General features: G+C 61.8%; 17 protein-coding genes (1 of these 17 only partly in view). 16 read left to right on the top strand and 1 reads right to left on the bottom strand.

What is annotated here, in order from left to right; translation table 11 throughout:
- The 16 genes from J2J98_RS17260 to J2J98_RS17335 form a co-directional block, all read left to right on the top strand.
- Positions 1-659: the 3' portion of a pseudouridine synthase gene (locus J2J98_RS17260; protein ID WP_207601685.1), read on the top strand. The gene continues 145 nt to the left of window position 1, outside the view; only the last 659 of its 804 coding nucleotides appear in the window; its start codon lies beyond the left edge, outside the window; the stop codon is at positions 657-659.
- Entirely contained in the window at positions 656-1,369 is a 714-nt protein-coding gene (locus J2J98_RS17265; protein WP_207601686.1) for a phosphoribosyltransferase, read from the top strand. The genes J2J98_RS17260 and J2J98_RS17265 overlap by 4 nt, the downstream gene beginning before the upstream one ends.
- A 142-nt stretch (positions 1,370-1,511) precedes the next feature.
- Positions 1,512-3,254, top strand: coding sequence for an SLC13 family permease (locus J2J98_RS17270; RefSeq protein WP_138394774.1), 1,743 nt, complete (start codon positions 1,512-1,514; stop codon positions 3,252-3,254).
- Positions 3,255-3,339: 85 nt separating this feature from the next.
- Positions 3,340-4,284 (top strand): phosphoribosylaminoimidazolesuccinocarboxamide synthase, encoded by a 945-nt coding sequence (locus J2J98_RS17275; RefSeq protein ID WP_207601687.1) that lies wholly within the window; start codon positions 3,340-3,342, stop codon positions 4,282-4,284.
- Positions 4,285-4,390: 106 nt separating this feature from the next.
- Entirely contained in the window at positions 4,391-4,993 is a 603-nt protein-coding gene (locus J2J98_RS17280; RefSeq protein WP_064712057.1) for a TetR family transcriptional regulator, read from the top strand.
- A 157-nt stretch (positions 4,994-5,150) separates the two neighbouring features.
- Positions 5,151-6,362, top strand: a complete 1,212-nt coding sequence (locus J2J98_RS17285) for an efflux RND transporter periplasmic adaptor subunit (protein WP_064712058.1) — start codon at positions 5,151-5,153, stop codon at positions 6,360-6,362.
- A 47-nt stretch (positions 6,363-6,409) separates the two neighbouring features.
- Positions 6,410-9,520: an efflux RND transporter permease subunit gene (locus J2J98_RS17290; RefSeq protein WP_207601688.1), complete on the top strand. Its 3,111-nt coding sequence runs from the start codon at positions 6,410-6,412 to the stop codon at positions 9,518-9,520.
- Positions 9,521-9,670: 150 nt separating this feature from the next.
- On the top strand, positions 9,671-11,107 hold the full coding sequence (locus J2J98_RS17295) for an efflux transporter outer membrane subunit (RefSeq protein ID WP_064708874.1): 1,437 nt from the start codon (positions 9,671-9,673) through the stop codon (positions 11,105-11,107).
- Between the two features lie 169 nt (positions 11,108-11,276).
- Positions 11,277-12,320: a LacI family DNA-binding transcriptional regulator gene (locus tag J2J98_RS17300; RefSeq protein WP_207601689.1), complete on the top strand. Its 1,044-nt coding sequence runs from the start codon at positions 11,277-11,279 to the stop codon at positions 12,318-12,320.
- Position 12,321: 1 nt separating this feature from the next.
- Positions 12,322-13,344, top strand: coding sequence for an ABC transporter substrate-binding protein (locus tag J2J98_RS17305; protein WP_207601690.1), 1,023 nt, complete (start codon positions 12,322-12,324; stop codon positions 13,342-13,344).
- 61 nt (positions 13,345-13,405) lie between these two features.
- Positions 13,406-14,233, top strand: a complete 828-nt coding sequence (locus tag J2J98_RS17310) for an ABC transporter permease (RefSeq protein WP_207601691.1) — start codon at positions 13,406-13,408, stop codon at positions 14,231-14,233.
- Positions 14,230-15,009, top strand: coding sequence for an ABC transporter permease (locus tag J2J98_RS17315; protein WP_207601692.1), 780 nt, complete (start codon positions 14,230-14,232; stop codon positions 15,007-15,009). The genes J2J98_RS17310 and J2J98_RS17315 overlap by 4 nt, the downstream gene beginning before the upstream one ends.
- Positions 15,002-16,027 (top strand): ABC transporter ATP-binding protein, encoded by a 1,026-nt coding sequence (locus J2J98_RS17320; RefSeq protein ID WP_207601693.1) that lies wholly within the window; start codon positions 15,002-15,004, stop codon positions 16,025-16,027. Before J2J98_RS17315 ends, J2J98_RS17320 begins: the two co-directional genes overlap by 8 nt.
- Positions 16,028-16,031: 4 nt before the next feature.
- The gene (locus J2J98_RS17325; RefSeq protein ID WP_138394783.1) at positions 16,032-16,952 is read left to right on the top strand and encodes a nucleoside hydrolase; all 921 of its coding nucleotides are present in this window, start codon (positions 16,032-16,034) and stop codon (positions 16,950-16,952) included.
- Positions 16,949-18,736, top strand: coding sequence for an adenine deaminase (locus J2J98_RS17330; RefSeq protein ID WP_138394784.1), 1,788 nt, complete (start codon positions 16,949-16,951; stop codon positions 18,734-18,736). The genes J2J98_RS17325 and J2J98_RS17330 overlap by 4 nt, the downstream gene beginning before the upstream one ends.
- A 520-nt stretch (positions 18,737-19,256) precedes the next feature.
- The gene (locus tag J2J98_RS17335; RefSeq protein ID WP_138394785.1) at positions 19,257-20,426 is read left to right on the top strand and encodes a glycosyltransferase family 87 protein; all 1,170 of its coding nucleotides are present in this window, start codon (positions 19,257-19,259) and stop codon (positions 20,424-20,426) included.
- On the opposite strand, the gene J2J98_RS17340 is transcribed toward J2J98_RS17335, so the two are convergent.
- The gene (locus J2J98_RS17340) at positions 20,405-21,937 is read right to left on the bottom strand and encodes a hypothetical protein (RefSeq protein WP_246569429.1); all 1,533 of its coding nucleotides are present in this window, start codon (positions 21,935-21,937) and stop codon (positions 20,405-20,407) included. The two genes, J2J98_RS17335 and J2J98_RS17340, sit on opposite strands and share 22 nt — an antisense overlap.
- Positions 21,938-21,947: the final 10 nt, after the last annotated feature.

Genomic DNA, 21,947 nt, shown 5'->3' on the forward strand with positions numbered 1-21,947 from the left:
GGCGCGTCGCCGTTGACGGCCGCATCGTCAGCGATGCCTCTGCATGGGTCGATCTGTCGACGGCAAGGATCAGCGTCGACGGACTTGCCGTCGCCGCTGAGGCGAAAATCTATCTGATGCTCAACAAGCCACGCGGGCTCGTCACGACCCGCCATGATCCCGAGGGCAGGCCGACGGTCTATGATTGCCTCAAGGATTTCGACATCCCGCACCTTTCTCCGGTCGGCCGGCTCGACAAGGCGAGCGAAGGCCTGCTGCTTTTCACCAACGACACCGAATTCGCCCAGATCCTGCTCGATCCGCTCACCCATGTGACCAAAACCTATCATGTCCAGATCGACCGGCTCATGGATGACGAGGAAATTGCCGCTATGACATCCGGCATCCGTCATGACGGCGAGTTGCTGACGGCAACGACCACCCGACGCCTGCGCCAGGGCGACAGGAACTCATGGATCGAGGTCGAGCTCGATGAAGGCCGCAATCGCCAGATCCGTCGCATGCTGGAGGCGCTCGACGCCGAATGCTTGCGCCTTGTGCGGGTCGCAATCGGCGGGCTCGAACTCGGCGACCTTCCAAAAGGCGCGGTACGTGCGCTGACTGAGGGAGAATTGCAGGCGCTGCGCCGAAGAGCAGGCATGGAAAGGGTGAGACGTTGACCCATGTGACGGAGATCGCGGCGCATGAGTTCTGGCAGGAGATCCATCCGCCCGGCACCTTTCCCGACGATCGGGAATTCACCTCCTTCTATGTCGCCACGCTGGAAGACGGCCGCCAGCTACGCCTGCCGATACGGGTGTTGGCAGATGGTGATCGCGCTCTCGCGTCACTGATTGTCAACCAGGCGAGCTTCGCCGTGCTAGACTCATTGGCTGAAAGTCTCGCCGAAAAGATCAGGCCTATGCGCATCGACGTCATCGCCGGCCTGCCGACACTCGGCCTGACGCTTGCAGCCGCCGTTGCGCAGAAGCTCGGTCACCGCCGCTACATCCCGCTCGGCACCTCGCGCAAGTTCTGGTACCGCGAAGAACTCTCCGTTCCGCTGTCTTCGATCACTACGCCGACACAAGACAAGCGCCTCTATGTCGACCCGCGCATGTTGCCGCTGCTGACCGGACGGCGCGTCGCCCTGATTGATGACGTCATTTCCAGCGGCGCATCGATCGTGTCGGGCCTTAGTCTGCTGACGGCCTGCGGCATCGAACCCGTCGTCCTCGGCGCGGCCATGCTGCAATCGGAGCGCTGGCGCGACAGCCTCGCAGCCGCCGGGCAGCAATGGGCAGCGCGCGTCTTCGGTGTCTTCGCAACGCCCATGCTAGAGCGAAATGCCGCGGGCCGGTGGCAGGTTTCCGCTCGACCGAAGACATGAGGATTGTTCGACCTTTGCCGGCTCGCGCCTCTGTACAGCAGATGAGGAACGACTACAGTCCGCCCATGGCCTGTCCCCCCGGAAACATGCAGCGGTTCCGGCACGGCGACATGCCTCCATCGATGAAGCACTGGATCCGCCCATGTCATTCGAGCAAGCATCCCTGCTGATCCTTCTGCTGGCGATGCTCGTTCTCTTCTCGCTCGAGCGCATACGCATCGAAGTAATTGCGATTGCCGGCCTGCTCGCAGGCTATGCGCTCGGACTTTATCCGGCCGACCAAATCTTTGCGGGCTTCGCCAGCCCCGTCGTTATCACCGTCATCGAAATTTTATTGATCGTCCAGGTGCTGGCGCGCGCCAAACTCTTCGACAACCTTGCCGCGCGGATCGCGAGCGCAAGACCGTCGAATTTCAAAGTCATATCAGGTGCTTCCTCGCTTGCTGGCATTCTTTCCATCTTTATGAACAATATCGGCGCCTTTGCGATTACGCTGCCGGTGGCGCTGCGGCTCGGCGTGGCGCTCTCAATCCCCCGCCGTCAGCTCGTCATGCCCATCTCATTTGCCGCCTTGCTCGGCGGCCTCGTGTCGCTGATCGGCACGCCGGCCAACCTGCTCGTCAGCGATGCGCTTGCCAAGGCGTCCGGTGCGGGTTTTCGTTTCTTCGATTTCAGCTATGTCGGGCTGCCGGTCGCAATTGCGGGCATCCTGCTCTTCGCCATTCGGGTCCGACAGCTATTTCCAGAACCTGACCCAGTACCGGCAACGCTCGTCCAGGGCACGCGTCGCATCGTCGTCGAACGTCGCGTCCCGGATGCCTCGCCTCTGATCGGCGTACGGCTTTCCGAATGTCCGACCCGCTTCGGCATCAAACCGCACGCGCTGATCCGTGGCGACAATTTCGTATTTGGCCCGCTCGACCAGTCGGTAATCAACGCTGGCGACGTGCTGCTTGCCGAGGGCGCCGACAGCGTCTTTGCCGGCCTTGCCGCCACACAGGCCCTGGTGACCGATGCTCATCCGGACGGCTTGCCGCCCGACTTTACCCGAGTCGAAACCGTCGTCATGCCCGAAAGCACGCTGGTGGGTTCGCGCGTCCGTTCGCTCGAAGTCTTCCACCATCGCGGAATCGCAGTCACTGCTCTTTCCATGCGTAGCTCGCGCATCGAAGGCCGTTTCCTCGATCTGCAGCTGTCGATCGGCGATATATTGACGCTGGAGGGGCCACATCAGGCGATTGCCGAAGCGCTAGAGGAAAGCGAGTGCCTGCCGCTTGCTCCGACAGTTCCAGCCGAACCGGCCGCCCTCTCCTGGCGGCCCTTCGCGCTGTTTGCCTGCGGCGTCGCTGCCTCGGCGGTGGGCCTCCGTCCCGACATCGCCTTTGCCTGCGTCGTGCTCGCCCTCACCCTGCTTAATCATCTCAACATCCGCCAGGCCATGGCCGACCTCAACTGGCCGATCATCATCATGCTCGCAGCGATGATTCCGATCGGGCAGGCAGTGGCAAGCACCGGGGCGGCCGAAGCGATTGCCGGTTGGCTGAGCCTCATCCTGCCGGTTAACCATCCGCTTTCCGGCATCGCCCTCATCCTGTTCCTCGCGATGGTGCTGACGCCCTTCGTCAACAATGCGACAGTCGCAATCGTGCTGGCTCCGATCGCACTCGAATTTGCGAGGCTCGGGCGACATGCGCCGGACGCCTATCTGATTGCAGTAGCCGTCGGCGCCTCCCTCGATTTTCTGACGCCCTTCGGTCATCACAACAATACGCTGGCAATGGGCATCGGCGGCTACCGCTTCAGCGACTTCCTGCGCGCCGGCTGGCCCCTTGCCCTCGGAGGTTATGGCCTCGCTCTGTTTCTCCTGGCTCTGTTCTGGCTGTGATGCGATACTTCGGCTGGCTTGAACTTCGCCGGTAATGAAATTAGAGCAGGTAGCCTTCAGCTAAATACAAGGACAGTCGAGCGCCGTGCGAATCCTCTCCGAAGCCCATTTCCCGGAATTGCCGAACTACTATCGCGGCAAAGTGCGCGAGAATTACGACCTTCCGGACGGACGCCGCATCATTATCAGCACCGACCGGCTGAGCGCCTTCGACCGCATTCTGACCTGCATTCCCTACAAAGGCCAGGTGCTGACGCAAACGGCGCGCTACTGGTTCGAGGCGACGAAAGATATCTGCCCGAACCACGTTCTCGACTATCCCGATCCGAATGTCGTCATCGGCAGGAGGCTCGATATCCTGCCCGTCGAAATCGTGGTGCGCGGCTATCTCGCTGGCACCACCGGCACGTCGATCCTGACGCTCTACAAAAAAGGTGAGCGCGAGATGTACGGCATACGCTTGCCCGACGGCATGCGCGACAATCAAGTCCTGCCCGAACCGGTCATCACTCCGACCAGCAAGGAGTTCGACGGCGGCCACGACGAACCGCTGACCCCTTCCGAAATAATCACGCGCGGCCTTCTGACAAGTCGACAGTGGGAAATCCTGTCGGCATACGCGCTCGCCCTCTTTGCTCGCGGGCAGGAGATGGCGGCCAAACGTGGCCTGATCCTCGTCGATACCAAATATGAATTCGGCACCGACAATGACGGCGACATCATTCTCGCCGACGAGATCCACACGCCCGACAGCAGCCGCTATTGGCTGGCCGAAAGCTATCCGGCAAGTTTCGCTGCCGGGAAACGCCCTGAAAGCTTCGACAAGGATTTCGTCCGCGCCTGGGTGGCGGAGCGCTGCGATCCCTACAAGGACGAGATCCCGAAGATTCCCACTGAACTGATCGAGCAGACCTCGGCCGTTTACATCAGGGCCTATGAGGCGATTACCGGCGAGCTCTTCGTTCCGGACGACAGCGGCAAGACGCCGCTTGCTCGTGTTCGCGAGAACCTCGCCCCCTATTTCACCTGATAAGCCAATACACGAGTGCTGCCAGGATAAGCATCGGCTTGGCAGCCCTCGCTCAATCGCGCTAGCATGGGAAAAAAGGTACCGGGTTCGGCCCGGCGGGGGACGGATGGCAAGAAGGCCGAGGCGCAAGGCCGAGGAAACGCGGGAGGATATTCTCTCGATGGCGGAGATACTGTTTCGCCAGCGCGGCTTCGTCGCGGTGTCGATCGCCGACATCGCCGGCGCGCTCAATATGTCTCCCGCCAACGTCTTCAAGCATTTCCGTTCCAAGGTGGCGCTGGTCGATGCAATCGCCGGACGACATCTCGATAATGCCACCGATCGCTTCGCCGCCTTCGACCAGAAGCTGCCCCCAAAGGAGCAGTTGCTCCGCTTCGTCCTGCGCCTGCTGGAAAGCCACCTGCAGGACATCCAGAAAAACCCTTACATTTTCGAAATGGTGCTTTCGACGATCGAGGCCAAACTCGAGGCCGGCAAGCGCTATCGCGCGCGGATCGAGGAGAAACTTGGCGAGATTATCCGCGAGGGCGTGGCGGACGGGCGTTATCATTGTCGCAATCCCGAAAGTGCGGCACGCACCGTCGCAGACGTTTTGGCCTGCGTACTGCACCCGATCCTGATTGCACGCGAGGATAAGGAAACGCTGGTGCACCGCGCCGAAGATATCGTCTGCTTCGTCGATGCCGCACTGCAAAAAAGCGCTTGCTAAGTGACGATTGGTAACATACGTCACTTCGTAAAGCTTTTCTTAGACTCGGATGATGGTATTTGAAGCCACCTCAATCCAGACGCTTTTATAAGCCTGTGCTCGGTTCATCCGAGCCCGTGGATCGAGCGGCGATTGCCACCGCATGAGGGAAATCAGAATGATACGTCGTGTCCTCCTCATCTCCTCGGCCCTGATGGCCGGCGCTTTGCTTGGCGCCTGCAGTGACAACGCCAGCAAGCCCGCGGGAAATGCCGGCGCAGGAGCCGCGCAGCAGGCGACCCCCGTAGGCGTGATCGCGCTGACGAAGGCGAGTTTCCCGATCACGACGATTCTTCCCGGTCGCGCCGAAGCCTTCCAGACGGCCGATATCCGGCCGCAGGTGAGCGGCATCATCCGCGAGATAGCTTTCAGGGAAGGCGGCGAAATCAAGAAGGGCGACCTTCTCTATCAGATCGAGGATGCGCCATACGCCGCCGCAGTCGAGCAGGCCAAGGCAGCCATTTCCAAGGCCGAGGCGAGTGTGCCGAGCGCCGAAAGCAATCTCGAGCGCTACCAGCGGCTCGTCGGCAGCGGCGCCACGCAGATCGAATACGAGACGGCTAGGACGACGCTTCTCCAGGCCAAGGCCGAAGTCGAGTCGGCAAAAGCGGCCCTTTCCGCCGCACAGATCGATCTCGACCATACGAAGATCGTCGCGCCTTTCGACGGCATCATCGACCAGACCACCTACAATGTCGGCAATGTCGTTTCGGCCAACCAGACGACGGCGCTGACGACGATCCGCCAGCTCGATCCCATCTATATCTCCCTGACGGAATCGAGCACCAACCTGCTCAGGCTGCGCGATGCGATGGCCGCCGGCGATATCAAGGGCGCAGAGAACGTCGCCTTCCACCTGATCCTCGAAGACGGCAAGGAATATAATCAACAGGGCAAGCTCGACATGTCGAAGCAAGTGGTCAGCGAGACCACAGGCACCTTCATCATCCGTGTGCTCTTTCCCAATCCCGATCGTATCGTCCTGCCTGGCATGTATGTCCGCGCAACGGTCGAGCTCGGCGCCGAGACCGGTTACGCGCTGCCACAACTGGCGACGAGCCGTGACGCCAACGGCCGGCTGACTGCGCAATTCGTTTCCGCCGATGGCAAGGTCGAAACCCGCGCCTTCGAAAACAGTTCGCCCTCCAACAATTCCTGGCTGGTCACCGAAGGCATCAAGGACGGCGATCAGCTGATCGTCACCGGCCTGCAGTCGGTCACGGCGGGCATGCCGGTGACGCCGGTCCCGATGAAGATCAACGACAACGGCGTGGTCGTGCCGGCCGAGCAGACCGCGGCCGGTGACGCTGAGAAGCCCGCAGCGAAGTAATCGCTGCGAGCCTGCAAGTCACCGTCTCAGCCGCACAGGAACAACTGATGGCCAAGTTTTTCATCCGACGTCCGATTTTCGCCTGGGTCATTGCGATCACCATCATGCTCGCCGGCCTGCTGGCGATCTTCATCCTGTCGATCTCGCAATATCCCGACATCGCACCGACGACGGTGCGCATCAACGCTACCTATCGCGGCGCCAGCGCCGAGACCGTCGAAAAATCAGTGACGACGATCATCGAAGACGGCATGACCGGACTCGACGACCTCACCTATATGACCTCGACCTCGTCGACCGGTTCGGCCAGCATCCAGCTCACCTTCGGAACCAGCATCGATCCCGACATCGCCCAGGTGCAGGTGCAGAACAAGCTGCAGCTGGTTCAGTCGCAGCTTCCGGGCGACGTCATCGATGCCGGCATCAGCGTGACGCGCTCGACCTCGAGCATCCTTCTCGTCGGATCGCTCGTTTCGACCGACGGCAAGCGCAGTTCGGTCGATCTCGGCAACATTATGTCGACCTCGATCGAGGATCAGATCCAGCGCCTGGAAGGCGTCGGCAGCATCAACGTTTTCGGTTCGGGATACGCCATGCGCATCTGGCTCGATCCCTTCAAACTCTTGAAATACCAGCTGACGCCGAGCGACGTCACGGCAGCGATCCAGGCGCAGAACACCCAGGTCTCCGTCGGCTCGCTCGGCGCCCAGCCGACGATTCCCGGTCAGCAGCTCAACGTCACCATCACCGCGCAGAGCCAGCTGACCACCGTCGCTGATTTCGAGCACATCATCCTGAAGGTCGAAAAAGACGGGGCGACCGTGCGCCTGAGCGACGTCGCGCGCATCGAGATCGGCCAGGAAAGCTACGGCGGCAGTTCCCGCTACAACGGCCTGCCCTCGAGTGGCTTTGCCGTCAACCTCGCCATCGGCGCCAACGCCATCGATACTGCCGCCCGCGTGCGATCCGCACTCGACGTCATCGGCCGCACTCTGCCGGATGGCGTCAAGATCACTTATCCCTACGACACGACACCCTTCGTGGAACTGTCGATCGAGAAGGTCGTGCATACGCTGATCGAGGCGATCGTGCTCGTCTTCGTGGTGCTGCTCGTCTTTCTGCAGAATCTGCGCGCAACGCTCATTCCGACCATTGCCGTTCCCGTGGTGCTGCTTGGCACTTTCGGAGTGCTGGCGGCCACCGGCTATTCAATCAACACGTTGACGATGTTCGCCATGGTGCTTGCGATCGGCCTTCTCGTCGATGACGCGATCGTCGTCGTCGAAAACGTCGAGCGCATCATGTCCGAAGAGAAGCTTTCGCCGCTCGAAGCGACGGAAAAGTCGATGGGCGAAATCACCGGCGCCATCGTCGGCATTGCGCTCGTGCTGACCGCCGTCTTCATTCCCATGGCCTTCTTCGGCGGTTCGACCGGCATCATCTATCGCCAGTTCTCGATCACCATCGTCTCGGCCATGCTGCTATCAGCGCTCGTCGCCATCGTGCTGACGCCGGCGCTCTGCGCCACGATGCTGAAGCCGGTCAGCGAACACAGAAAACACCGCGTCGGCGACTGGTTCAACCGCAACTTCACGCGCTCGACCAACGGCTATGTCAGGACCATCGGCTATCTCCTGAAGCGGCCGATCCGCGTCATGCTGGTCTTCCTTCTCATCGGCGTCGGCTGCGCCTATCTTTTCACCCGATTGCCGAGCTCCTTCCTGCCGCAGGAAGACCAGGGCGTGCTGCTGACCATCGTCACCACGCCGCCAGGCTCGACGACCCAGCAGACCCAGGCGGTCGTAGAGAAGGTGGAAAACTACTATCGCCAGAATGAGAAGGATGCCGTCGAATCCGTCTTCGGCGCACTCGGCTTCGGCTTCAGCGGTTCCGGCCAGAACAGCGCCATCGTTTTCACCAAGCTCAAGGATTTCTCGCTGCGCACCGATCCAAATCTGAGCGCCCAGTCGGTGGTCAACCGGGCGCTTCGCAGCTTCTTTGCAATGCGCGAGGCACAGGTATTCGCGCTCCTGCCGCCGGCGATTCAGGGCCTTGGCGTGTCGAGCGGGTTTTCCATGTATCTCGTCGATACGGGTGCCCATGGCAACGATGCTCTCACGGCCGCTTCCAAGCGGCTGATCCAGATGGGCAACAGCTCGGGTAAAGTCGTTGCCCTGCGCAGCAGCAACAAGGAAGTCGAGCCGCAGATGCGCATCGTGCTCGATCAGGAAAAGATCGGCGCCATGGGCGTCGACATCTCCTCGGTCAATTCGATGTTATCGATCATCTTCACCGGCCGCGACGTCAACGACTTCACGCTGAACGGCGAGATCAAACCGGTTTATGTGCAGGGCGACGCGCCCTTCCGCATGCAGCCGGACGATCTGGATCACTGGTATGCCCGCAACAATGACGGGGAAATGGTCCCCTTCTCCGCCTTTACCCGCACTGAGTGGGTAAAGGGCGCGCCTTCGCTTGCCCGATTCAACGCCGTCAGCGCCATTCCGCTCGATGGTGCCGCTGCGCCCGGCGTGTCCTCCGGCGACGCCATGAACGAAATGGAAGCGCTGACCGAGCAACTCGGCGGCGGTTACACGGTCGCCTGGCAGGGCATTTCTTATCAGGAGCGCCTTTCCGGCTCGCAGGCGCCGATGCTCTACGCGATCTCGGTTCTCGTTGTCTTCCTCTGCCTGGCAGCGCTCTACGAAAGCTGGTCTATTCCCTTCTCGGTGATCATGGCGGTGCCTGTCGGCGTTCTCGGTGCTCTGGCCGCGGCAACGCTCTTCGGCCAGGCGAACGATGTATATTTCAAGGTCGGCTTGCTCACCACGATCGGCTTGGCGGCTAAGAACGCGATCCTGATCGTCGAATTCGCCAAGGATCGCATGGAAAGCGGCAGGGGGCTTTTCGAAGCGACGTTGGAAGCGGCACGGCTACGCCTGCGGCCAATCATCATGACTTCGCTCGCCTTCATTCTCGGCGTGGTGCCGCTGGCGGTCGCGGCGGGCGCGGGCTCGGCGGCGCAGAACGCCATCGGCATCGGCGTTCTCGGCGGTATGCTGGCGGCGACGTTGCTTGGAATTTTCTTCGTGCCGTCCTTTTTCGTGGTCATACGACGCATCTTTGCCACACGCGGCAAAAATGCGGCATCGGTGTGATATAAATGCACTGTGATAATGCTGTTCCGATTGCTACATTGCGCCCGACTGCTTCGGTGTGTGTGTTTGTGGTAGGACGAGGCGCGGCGGCGATAGTGAAGCATGAAGCTTCGGACAAGAATTGACTTGCTCGAGTACAGGAAGAAATGAATGGTATCTCTTCGTTTTGCCACACCGGCATTATTTTTATTATTGTCGGGCTGCGTTGTGGGCCCGGATCATGCTCCTCCTGAAATGCCGCTGCCCGCCAAATTCGGAGAAGGCGGAACCAAGAGTGTTGGTGACGTTGCTACCGCAGCCTGGTGGACCGCCTTCAACGACCCCAAACTGAATGGTTATGTCCAGGCCGGCCTCGACCAGAACCTGACTGTCCAGCAGGCGATCGAACGCATCAATGCGGCTTCCGCAAACGTCACCGTCGCCGGCGCGGGCGGCCTGCCGAACCTCAACGTTGGCGCGTCGCACACGATCAGCGGCCAGACGGGCGAGCTGCGCACGCAGTTCGACACGCGCAACACCAGTGCCGGCGACGTCCAGCTGAGCTGGCTGCTCGATCTCTTCGGCCTTTACAAGCGCAGCACCGAAAGCGCGCTCGCTTCGCTCGATTCCGCATACGCATCCGCCGATGTCGCCAAGCTGACCCTCGTGCAGGATCTCGTCTCGAGCTATATTGACGTTCGCTATTATCAGCAGCGCCTGGCGCTTTCGAGGGCCAACCTGAAATCTCGTCAGGAAACCTACGAGCTGACCAAGTTCCAGCTTGAAGCCGGCGCCGCCTCACGTCTTGACGTCGTCCAGGCCGAAGGTCTCGTTCAGTCGACGCTCGCCGAAATTCCCGGCCTCGAAACCAATATCCGCATATCAGCACATCACATCGCCACTCTGCTCGGCCTGCCGGCCTCGGCTCTCGTCGATGAATTGCTGAAGGGCCGTGGTCAGCCGGTATTTCGCGGCGGCATCAACTCCGGCATTCCGGCAGATCTGATCCGCAACCGTCCCGACATTCGCGTAGCGGAGCGTGATCTCGCCGCCGCAACGGCCAATATCGGTGTTGCCGAAGCGCAGCTTTATCCGAGCATCTCGCTCAGTGGCTCGATCTCGCCGTCCTACATCAACCAGCGCGGCATCCATGGCGGCTTGACCGGCTGGTCCTTCGGTCCGTCTCTCAACCTGCCGATCTTGGACGGTGGCCGTCTGCGCGCCAATGTCAAGTCGGCGGAGTCCAATGCTGCCACCGCCTATCTCAACTGGAAATCAACGGTGCTGACCGCCGTCGAGCAGGTCGAGAACGCACTCGCCGCTGTCCGGCGTGACGCCCGCACGGTCGCAGCCCTTCAGGCCCAAGTGAAGACCACGCAGGAAACGCTCGAACTGTCGACAGCATCCTATAAGGACGGTGCCTCTTCGCTGCTCGACGTTCTCGACGCGCAGCGCCAGGTTTCACTTGCTCAGGCAAGCCTTGCCCAGGCCGTCCAGCAGATGGCAAAGGACTATGTGTCGCTGAACATCGCGGTCGGCGGCGGCTACGCGCCCGGCGGCAAGGTCACTGCGCCGGTGAAGACCGTGGCGGTAAAGGCCAAGAGCTGATCGGCCGGCCGCCTTTCTGGAAAAATGCTGAACCCCGCGTTCGTCTCGCGGGGTTTTTTTATGCGCAACAAATTCGCCCACAATAATAGCCTCGAAGTTGAATTTCGATTGGACAAGCGAAACGAGCTGAGATATGCCTGGTTAAACGATTAATCAAGCGTCATCGATTATGGCTTCACCGCGCCCGGGACCAAACCTCAGCAGGATCGCGAGCTCACTCGGCGTTTCCGTCGCAACCGTTTCGAATGCCCTTTCCGGGAAAGGCAGGGTCTCCGGCCAACTGATCGAAAAAATCCGCGAGCATGCGGCCGAACTCGGTTATGTCCCGAGCCAGGCAGGCCGGGCTTTGCGGACCGGCCGCAGTGGCGTTCTTGGTCTGGTGTTGCCCGATATTGCCAATCCGCTCTTCCCGAAGATTGCGCAGGCGATCGAATTCGCTGCCTCCGCCGCAGGGTACGGCGTATTGATTGCCGATTCCCGCGGCGATGTCGCCGCGCAGACCGAGGCGATCAATCGGCTCGTCGAGCGCGGCGTCGAAGGCATGATCATCATTCCCCGCCGCGCCACCCGCATCTCCGCCGCCGCCTGTCCCGTCGCGGTCATCGACACTGCCTCGACGCCCGGCAATACCGTTGCCGCCGATCATTGGCAGGGCGGTCGCGAAATTGCCGGTCATCTCGCCGATCTCGGCCACCAGCGCATTCTCATCGTCGGCAACAACCATGAATCCAATGTTCAAAACGATCGCGCCGGCGGTATCCGATCCGCCCTGCGGGCGGGAATGCATGCCGAGACGCTTTGGATCGACAGGCTGGAGCGGGATGGCGGCAATGGCTGTACCCTCGGCCTGGCGGAAAAAGCCAGACAGGGTTTCACCGCCTTCGCAGCGCTCTCCGACCTGCAGGCGTTGCGTGCGCTGACGGAATTGCAGCAGGCGGGCATCAACATTCCCGCCGATGTGAGCGTAACCGGTTTCGACGACCTCGTCTGGTCACCGGTCGTCACGCCGTCATTGACGACGGTCCGCATGGACGTGGACAGGATCGCCGGCATCGCCGTGTTGGCCCTCGTGAATAGCATAAGAACGAGCAGCCTGCGGGAGGGCATGCTCGTTACCGCGGAGACCGACCGCGTCGCCATGCAACTGGTTGTCCGCCAATCATCCGGGCCTGCGAACCCGGCATCAAAAACCTCAGAGATGGAGAACACGTAGGATGAAAAGAGCTCTCATGGCCGCGGCGGCGCTGACCGCCCTATCACCTCTTGGCGCAGCTGCCGCGGAACGAACGCTGACCATCTCCGTCTATGCCTTCGCGCAGGACGATTTCAAGGCATTGGTCTACGACCCCTTCGAAGCCCAATGCGGCTGCAAGCTGGTTGTCGAGACTGGCAACAGCGTAGAGCGCCTGGCCAAAATGGAGGCCAACAAGGCCAATCCCGTCGTCGATCTCGCCGCCGTTTCGATGGCGGATGCGCTCGCCGCATCGCGCGCGGGCCTGATCGACAAGATCGATACCGCGAAGCTTACCAATTTCTCCAAGCTTTACGACGTCGCCAAGGATCCGAACGGCGACGGCATGAGCGTCGGCTATACCTTCTACGCCACCTCGATCGCCTATCGCTCCGACAAGATGAAGATCGAATCCTGGGCCGATCTCCTGAAGCCGGAATATGTGAGCCATGTCGCCTTCCCGAATGTCACGACCAACCAGGGCCCGCCGGCGCTCCACATGCTTGGCCTGGCGCTCGGCAAGGATACTCCCGACCTGAAGGGACCGATCGAGGCGCTCGGCGAGAAAAAGGACGACATCGTCACCTTCTACGAAAAATCCTCGCAGCTCGTTCAGCTGATGCAGCAGGAGGAGATCTGGGCAGCACCGATCGGCCGTTTTTCCTGGGCTGGCTTCACCAAACTCGACGTCCCGGTCGCATGGGCGACGCCCCGGGAAGGCCAGACCGGCGGCATGAACGTGCTGGTACTGACCAAGGGTTCCAAGAATCAAGATCTCGCCTTGCAGTTCATGGATTTCTGGCTCTCGACCGACACTCAGACCAAGCTCGCCGAGAAGCTGATCGACAGCCCCGCCAATAGCGAGGTCAAGCTTTCTGAAGCGGCCGCCAACAACCTCACCTATGGCGAGGAAACAGCCAAGAGCCTCAAGCTCATCCCGTCAGCCATTGCCCTCGATAATCGCGCCGGCTGGCTGAAGACGTGGAACGACAAGGTCGGCCAATAGGCTGCCTGTAAAACCGGTCCCCGTGCCTGCGGGACCGCCCTCCTCTCTCGGAAAGCATCTCATGTTCCAGAACCGCGCAGAGGCCCTGGCGCTCGCCATGCCGGCAGCCGTATTTGCGACGCTGGTCTTCCTGTTACCCGTCGCGATCCTGCTGTCGGAAGGCTTTCGGACAGGTGGCGGGTGGACACTCTCGGCCTATACCGGTTTCTTTTCCGAGACGCTGAACCGCACGGTTTTCCTCCGCTCTTTTCGGCTCGGCCTCGAAGTCACCGCTGTCTCAGCGGTCATCGGCTATGCGGCAGCCTTTGCCATTGTCAACTTGCCACCCAAGGGCAAGGGCCGCATGATCGGCCTCGTCACCCTGCCCCTGATGATCTCGCCGGTGGCGCGCACCTATGCCTGGATTGTCATTCTCGGCCGCACCGGCATCGTCAATGAGGTGATAACGGGCCTTGGCTTTAGTCCCGAGCCGCTGCGGCTGCTCTTTACCGAAACCGCCGTCTTCATCGGCCTCCTGCAGCTCTTCCTGCCGCTGATGATTCTGTCGCTGATCAGTGCGCTCGAAAACATGCCGAGGGATGCGATCCCGGCTGCCCGCGTGCTTGGCGCCAACTGGTTCCAGGTTTTCTGGAAGGTCGTCCTGCCGCTCACGCGCGAGGGCCTAGTCATCGGCGGCACGCTTGTCTTTACCGGCTCGCTCACCGCCTATATCACCCCCGCCATTCTCGGCGGCTCCAAGGTGCTGATGCTTGAAACGCTCATGTATCAGCAGGTGTCTGTAGCCAATGATTTCGTATCGGCAAGCGTCATCGCCTTCATCCTGATCGTCATGAGCTTTGCCGCCAACATCCTGCTGAAACGCCTTGCGACGGCGAGGAGCCGCAGATGAGCATCCGCCTCTTTTCGCCCGTCGTTCTCTTCCTGCTCCTCGTCTTCCTGATCGGCCCGTTCCTCATCATCATCGTCGCATCGCTCTCGGCAGGCGATACGCTGGCCTTCCCGCCACAAGGCCTGTCGCTGCGCTGGGTGATGAAGGTCTTCACCATCGAGAGCTTCCGCGACAGTTTCGCCATATCGATGTTCCTCGCCGTCTTCGGAACGCTTGCTGCGCTCGTCCTCGGCATCCCGGCCGCCTATGCCCTGTCGCGCTACCGGCTGCCCGCGGCCGAAACCGTCCGCACCATCGTCTCGCTGCCGATCATCGTTCCCGGAATCATCGTCGGCCTGGCATTGCTGCGCTATCTCGTCGTGCCCTTCGGTTTCAACATCACGCTCGCCCTCTTCTTCGCCCATGCGGCCCTCGTACTGCCCTATGCCGTGCGCGTCGTCTCGGCCAGCCTCGACAATCTGCGTTCGGACATTGAAGAGGCCGCGGTGCTGCTCGGATCCTCCAGGCCCGGCGCCTTCTTCCGCGTGGTCATGCCGAATATCCGCGGCGGCATCCTGGCCGCCTTCATTCTCGGCTTCGTCACCAGCTTCAATCAGGTGCCGGTCTCGCTCTTCCTCTCCGGTCCGGGTGTACGAACACTGCCGATCGACATGCTGGGTTACATGGAAACCACCTACGACCCGTCCATCGCGGCTCTCTCCGCCCTTCTCGCCTTCCTCTCGATCGGCATCGTCTTCCTCGCCGAACGCTTCCTGGGATTTTCGCGTTATGTCTGATGCCTATCTTCAACTCGACAAGCTGACGCTCAGCTATGGCGATACAGTCGCGGTGAGGGATCTCGACCTCTCAATCGGCAAGGGCGAACTCATCGCGCTCCTCGGCCCCTCCGGCTGCGGCAAGACCACGACGATGCGCGCCATTGCCGGTCTGCTGACGCCGGCTTCCGGACGCATCGGTCTCGACGGCGCCGATATCACCCGCGTCTCCGCCAACAAGCGCGCCGTTGGCCTCGTCTTCCAGTCCTATGCCCTCTTCCCGCATCTGACGGTCTACGAGAATGTCGCCTTCGGCCTCCGCCTCAAGGGCATCTCGGGGACGGATCTCGATGCCCGCGTCGGTGCCGGCCTGAAATCCGTCGGCCTTACCACTTTCGCCGGCCGCAGACCCGCCGAGCTCTCCGGCGGTCAACAGCAGCGCGTGGCGCTCGCCCGTTCGATGGTAATGCAGCCGAAGGTGCTGCTGCTCGACGAGCCGCTTTCCAATCTCGATGCCCGCCTTCGCCTGGAAATGCGTGCGGAATTGCAGCGCGTGCAGAAGGAGAGCGGCGTTACCATGATCTTCGTCACTCATGATCAGGTGGAGGCCTTGGCGCTCGCCGACCGCATCGTCGTGATGCTGAACGGCGGGATCGAGCAGATCGGTACGCCGGAAGAGATCTATAACAGCCCGGTCTCCGCCTTCGTCGCCGACTTCGTCGGCTTCGAGAATGTCTTTGCGCTGAAGGAGGGAAAGATGGTGACGCCGAATGGCCCGATAGCGCTTTCCGGTCCCCCGCCACAAGCCTCGGCGGGCCTCGCCTGGCGTCCGCGCTCGGTGATCCTTGGCGCTGGTCCGTTCCACGGCACGGTTCGCGGCACGTCATTCGCCGGCAACAGCCGCGAATATCTGCTTGATACAACGCTTGGGCCGATCAAGGCCGAGATCGACGCAAGCCTGCCGGTACACGGGATCGGCAGTGCGCTCGCCTTCGATCTGCCGGTTGCCGGCGCGGCCAACCTTAAACGCTTCGGGTGACATTATGGGCGTGTGGATCGATACCGACTTGGGCTTCGATGACATCGCCGCCATTCTAGTGGTGGTGCAGTCGGAATATGAGATCGACGGCATCTCACTGGTCTTCGGCAACACGCCGCTGCCGCAAGTGAGGATGAATGCCGCCGGCGCCGCTAGCGCCTTCGGCTGGACGTTTCCCATCCACACCGGCCGTGCTGCGCCCGTTCTCGGCAAGCTCGAAACCGCCCAGGCGATCCTCGGCGAAACCGGCATCCCGACAGCAGGCAAGAGCCTGCCGGATGCCCCTGCCCTTGCCGACAGCGATGCCTTCACCGCGCTCTGCCGCTGGCTCGAAGGCAGCGGGCCACACCGCATCCTGGCGCTCGGACCCCTCACCAATATCGCCGCCTTGGCCCTTGCGCGCCCCGATCTTGCCGCCCGCATCACCGACCTCGTCTGGATGGGCGGCGGCATCACGTCAGGCAATCATACCGCCTCCGCCGAATTCAACGCGCTTGCCGATCCCGAGGCGCTCGCGATCGTCATCGCCCATGGCCTGCCGCTGCGGATGGTGGATCTCGACCTCTGCCGCCGGGTGCTGGCGCGACCTGAGGATACCGAGTCGGTGCGCAATGCCGGCGGCGCCAATGCCGAGCTGATCGCCGACCTGTTCGCCGGTTACATAAATATCGGCACCAGCCGCGGCCGTCCCGGCATGGCGATCTATGATCCCTCCGCCGCCGTCGCCTTCGTCGCCCCTGATGTCGTAATTTTCCGATCCGCGCGCGTCGACGTCGAACTGCAGGGCGCCTTCACCCGTGGCCGCACAGTCGTCGAAACCCGCGCCACGCATGCGACCTTCAACGCGCAATTCGCCGCCGACATCGATTCGGACGAGGCGCGCGCCATCATTCTCGGCGCCCTGATCAACGAGGCCCGAAAATGAACACCATCCCTCGTCAGGAACCCTTCGACCTCAACGATCCCGGCTTGCGTGCCCGCGCCGTTGCTGCCGCGCGCGGCGATGCTCCCTTCGACCTGGTCATCACTGGCGGTCGGCTGCTCGATGCGGTGACCGGCCTGATCCGCGAGGCCGATATCGGTCTCGTCGGCGCACTGATCGCAAGCGTTCATGCCCCGGCAAGCCGAGCGGATGCCGTCGAAATCGTCGATGCGACTGGCGGCATCCTGACACCGGGACTGATCGATACGCACATGCATGTCGAAAGCTCGATGGTGACGCCCGGCGAATATGCAAGCGCCGTGCTGCCCCGCGGTGTCACGACGGTCGTCTGGGATCCGCACGAATTCGGCAACGTTCACGGCCTCGACGGCGTGCGCTGGGCGATCGAAGCGGCGCACGCCCTGCCGCTGCGCATGATCCTGCTCGCCCCCTCCTGCGTGCCGTCGGCACCGGGCCTGGAACTTGCCGGCGCCGATTTCGATGCCACCATCATCGCCGAAATGCTGCGTTCGCCTGCGGTGGGCGGCGTTGCCGAAGTCATGAACATGCGCGGCGTCATCGACGGCGACCCGCGCATGAGTGCCATCGTCAATGCCGGCCTTGTCTCCGGCAAGCTCGTCTGCGGCCATGCCCGCGGCCTCGCAGGCGCCGACCTCAACGCCTTCATGGCAGCCGGCGTCACCTCCGACCACGAACTCACCTCCGGCGCCGATCTCGCCGCCAAGCTTTCTGCCGGCCTGACGATCGAGCTGCGCGGCTCTCACGACCATCTCTTGCAGGAATTCGTCGAGGTCCTGAACGGTCTCGGCCACCTGCCCCCGACCGTCACGCTCTGCACCGACGACGTCTTTCCCGATGAACTCTATGAAGGCGGCGGCCTCGACGACGTCATCCGCCGGCTCGTGCGCTACGGCATGAAACCGGAATGGGCGCTGCGTGCCGCGACCTTCAACGCCGCGCAGCGGCTGAAACGCTCCGATCTCGGCCTTGTCGCCGCCGGTCGCCGGGCCGATCTCGTTCTCTTCGAAAACCTTACGGAATTCCGTGCGCGGCTGGTCATATCGGGCGGCCGCCTCGTCGCCCGCAATGGCTGCATGGAGGCGGCCATCCAGCCGCTCGATACGGCGCCGCTCGTCAATTCCGTCAAGCTGCCGCCGCTGACGGAGAATGATTTCCGCATCCCGGCCAAGGGCGCGCGCGTCCGCGTCGCTACCATCGACCGACCACGCTTCACTCAATGGGGCGAAGCCGAAACCGAAATCCGAGACGGCTTCGTCGTACCGCCGGTCGGCAGTGCGATGATCGCGGTCACCCATCGCCACGGCAAGACCGACAGCGCCCCGCGGATCGGCTTCCTCACCGGCTGGGGCGAGTGGCGAGGCGCCTTCTGCACCACCGTCTCGCATGACAGCCACAACCTCACCGTCTTCGGCGGCAATGTGCGCGACATGGCGCTCGCCGCCAGCGCCGTCATAGCAGCCGGCGGCGGTATGGCGGTCGCCAAGGACGGCGCAATCGAAGCGATCCTGCCGCTGCCGCTTTCCGGCTTGGTAACCGACGCGCCCCTAAGGGACACAGCCCTCGCCTTCTCCGATATCCGCAAGGCCATGGACAAGATCGTTGACTGGAAACCGCCCTACCGCGTCTTCAAAGCCTGCTTCGGGGCAACACTCGCCTGCAATGCCGGTCCGCACCAGACGGACCGAGGGATCGCCGACGTGGCGACAGGGAAGGTACTGGACAGCCCGGTGCTGGCGATTTTGTAAGCTGGGACGCACACACCAGAAGCGAGGGGGGTGCCGTGCACCCCCTCATCCCCTGGGGGCGTGCGCCGCCGTGCAGAACGCCGCGCCGACGCGCCAACCGGCCCGTCGCCTCCTCACGAGGCCTAACCATCGCCGGTCGGTGAGTGTCGTACGATCATCTCTCGTGCAGCACTGCCGTTCCGACTTAAGCCGCTCTAGTTGTCAGCTTTCAGCAAGATGCTCAGCGGCTTCGTCCAGCCCTCCTCGTCGCTATCAAAAGTCAGTACGGCGGCGGCGCAAGATTCCCGCGGTAGATGCTAGTCGCGTGCTATCCACGATCTGCCGAGCTGCTGCAGACCAGCCGGGAACATCCGCATTAAGAGGGAGTTAGCAAGCGTCGGAGACAGACTGAACATTACGGACCACTCCCCGACGTGAACGACAAATCGATAGTGAGTGACGAGACCGCAGCGATTACGCAGAGCCAGAGCATATGCCGCCACCGCTCATGAGGCTCCGGGGACATTGAGAGGGCGTCAAAATGGACAATGATGCCACCATTGGGCCGCGATGGAGGCTGCTCAAGCTGGCCGCGACCGCAGCACTTGCCCTCATGTCCTTGCGGATCATCAAGGGAGAAATTCCGCGTGTCGTTTCAGATCATGGCCTGTGGGATTTCGGCGCCTTCGTCGCGTCGGGACGCGCAGCCGCTGCAGGACTGGATCCCTATGGCATCTACCCGCCGCTCACGCCGCATGTCGTCTTTCCTGGATTCGAATCCTGGAATCCAAACCTCAATCCCCCGATTTCGGCACTCCTGTTCCAGACCTTAGATATATTCGAGCCGGTGCAATCACTTCGCATCTGGTGGATGATTTCTATCGCCAGCTACGTCGCTGCGGTTGTCTTGCTGCTGCGACGCTATAGCGGCGGCTTGGAGCTCCCGCTGCTGGCGATCTGGGCGTTTGCACTGGCTGGCTTTTGGGACACGCTCTATCTTGGCCAAATCTATATGCCGTTTGTGCTACTCGCGGTAGCCGGCTGGCTTCGATTGGAAAAGGGTGATGGCATCGTCGCCGGCATCATGATCGGTTTGCTGATCTCGATGAAGCCCAATTTTGCAGTGTGGCCGGTGCTGCTCTTTCTTGCCGGCCACCGCCTTCCGGGTCTGGTGTCGGTGGCTACCGCGGCGGTTATAGCCACGATCCCGCTGGTCGTCTTCGGCCCGCAGATCTACGTCGATTGGCTGCGCCTCGTCGCAACAGACGGCGAACGGGCTGTTTTTCTAACCAACGCGTCGTTTGCAGGCCTTGCGGCCCGCGCCGGTGTTCCGGCCGCAGGCACGGTCATTGCCGCACTATTGTTGCTTGGACTAGCAGGTTGGGCCTTCTTTCGTCATCCGCCGGTCATCGTAGTGAGTGGTTTCGCGCTGCTGGCGTCCCTGCTGGCTTCGCCTCTCGGATGGATCCACTACACGCTCTTCCTGCTACCCGTGCTGTTGCACCATTGGCAGCGTCCGTGGGCATGGCTGGCAGCAGCAGCCCTAGTGATCCCGGTCCCTGTCATACTCGGTTACTTCGGAGCTCCCCGTTTGAATCAGCTCACGGCAGGTTCCATTTACGCCTGGGCGCTGGTGCTGATGCTGATCGGCCTTATCACCGCGGAGCTGAAACAACAGGCTGCGCCGACTCAGGAAGCCTTTCTGCGATAAATGCGCCAATCGGCCGTTTGCCGCACCAGCGCATAGTGGCGGGCGATATAGTGGGCATAAAGGTCGCGCAGCCCGTTGCCCGTCCAGATCTCGATCGGCCATTTCGGATCGAGAATAAGGTCAACGTCGGCGAACATCTCTTCCGCGGGCGGATGATCATCCGGTCCAAGAGTTCGCCCCCAATGATACCAGACGCTGTCGCCCACGGGCGGCGTCAGCCCCAGGCCGGCAGAGAAGGGATTGACGAAATCGAGTACCGCGACGCGCTCGCCAGCGGACATCAGCTGCGACAGGGCGGCCGAAGCGTCAGCCAATGTCCTGTTGTATCCCTCGAAATATTCGTATTGGCCGGCGCTCCAAATCTCAACGAGCCTGATCTCGGAAAACGCCGGCAGCGGGATCGGTTTGCCTCGGCCGCCGGCAGTGTAGTAGGCATGAATTGCCAGCGATGCAGCGTTGCCGAGGGCGGCGGGCAATAACAGGAACGCCAGGAGTAGCGGCAGAGCGAACCGCGCCGTCCCGTATCGGGAGAGCAGCTTGGCGCGAAAGTGGCTTTCCGTGATGATGACTGCGCCTGCGCCAAGTGTCAGTATACCAACGGCCTGGAAATTCTGCCCGATCAAGAGAATTCCGGTCGTGCCGCAGAAGGCAACGAAGAGCAGATGTCGGTAACCTGGCGACAGGCTGAGAACGATGAGCGCGACCGCAAGATAGACAAGAAGGTCGGCGAGATTGTTCCGTAGCAAATGACCGAGCGCGGTCAACGCCAGCAGGCCACCGCTGTTTTTGGCCGAAAGGCCCAGGTCGGCAAGATAGTTGAACCCGCCGCGCCAGATGATTTCAATGGCGATACTACTGACGGCGATCATCCCGAGCGCCAAACTCACCCAACCGATCTGGCGACGATCGAAAAGCATGAACAACAGAAAGGCAAGCCCCACGACGCCATAGGTGATCTTGGTGTAGAGCATCAGCAACACAAGGAAACTGGCGCATGCGGCATCGACGGCCCTGCTATTGCCGGCTGCCGGCAACCGGGGCAGATACATCACCAGCAGAAAGCCGAGCGACGCCCAGCCAATCCGGTTATAGAACATGGCAAATGTCAGCTCTCCTATCCGCTCGCCTGGATTTGCGGGAGCCGCAACTATCAGGAGCAGGAAGATCGCAAGCGGCAGCCCGAAGACCTTATGCATCCGGCTGCCCACGATTTCCGCGGCAATAGCTGCAAGCAGGAAGACCACTATCGCCATTCCAGCCGGCATCGCGCCGCCCATACTGCCCGACAAGCCATAGCCGGCAGCGGGGATATAGAATGTCAACGGCCCGAGCGACGAATGGAAATCCACATTCGGCACCTGGCCAAGCACGATGCGATGAGCACCATCCAGGAAAACGAAGAGATCGTTGACGTACTTGGTCGTGACCGTTCGGCCGGGCAGAGCGAGAAGGCCGGCGAGAATGACGCCCGCGCCAATGATGACGGCCCGCGACCAACTCAACCGTGACATCGTGGGCGAC

The sequence above is a fragment of the Rhizobium bangladeshense genome (assembly GCF_017357245.1).
Classification (GTDB): Bacteria; Pseudomonadota; Alphaproteobacteria; order Rhizobiales; family Rhizobiaceae; genus Rhizobium; species Rhizobium bangladeshense.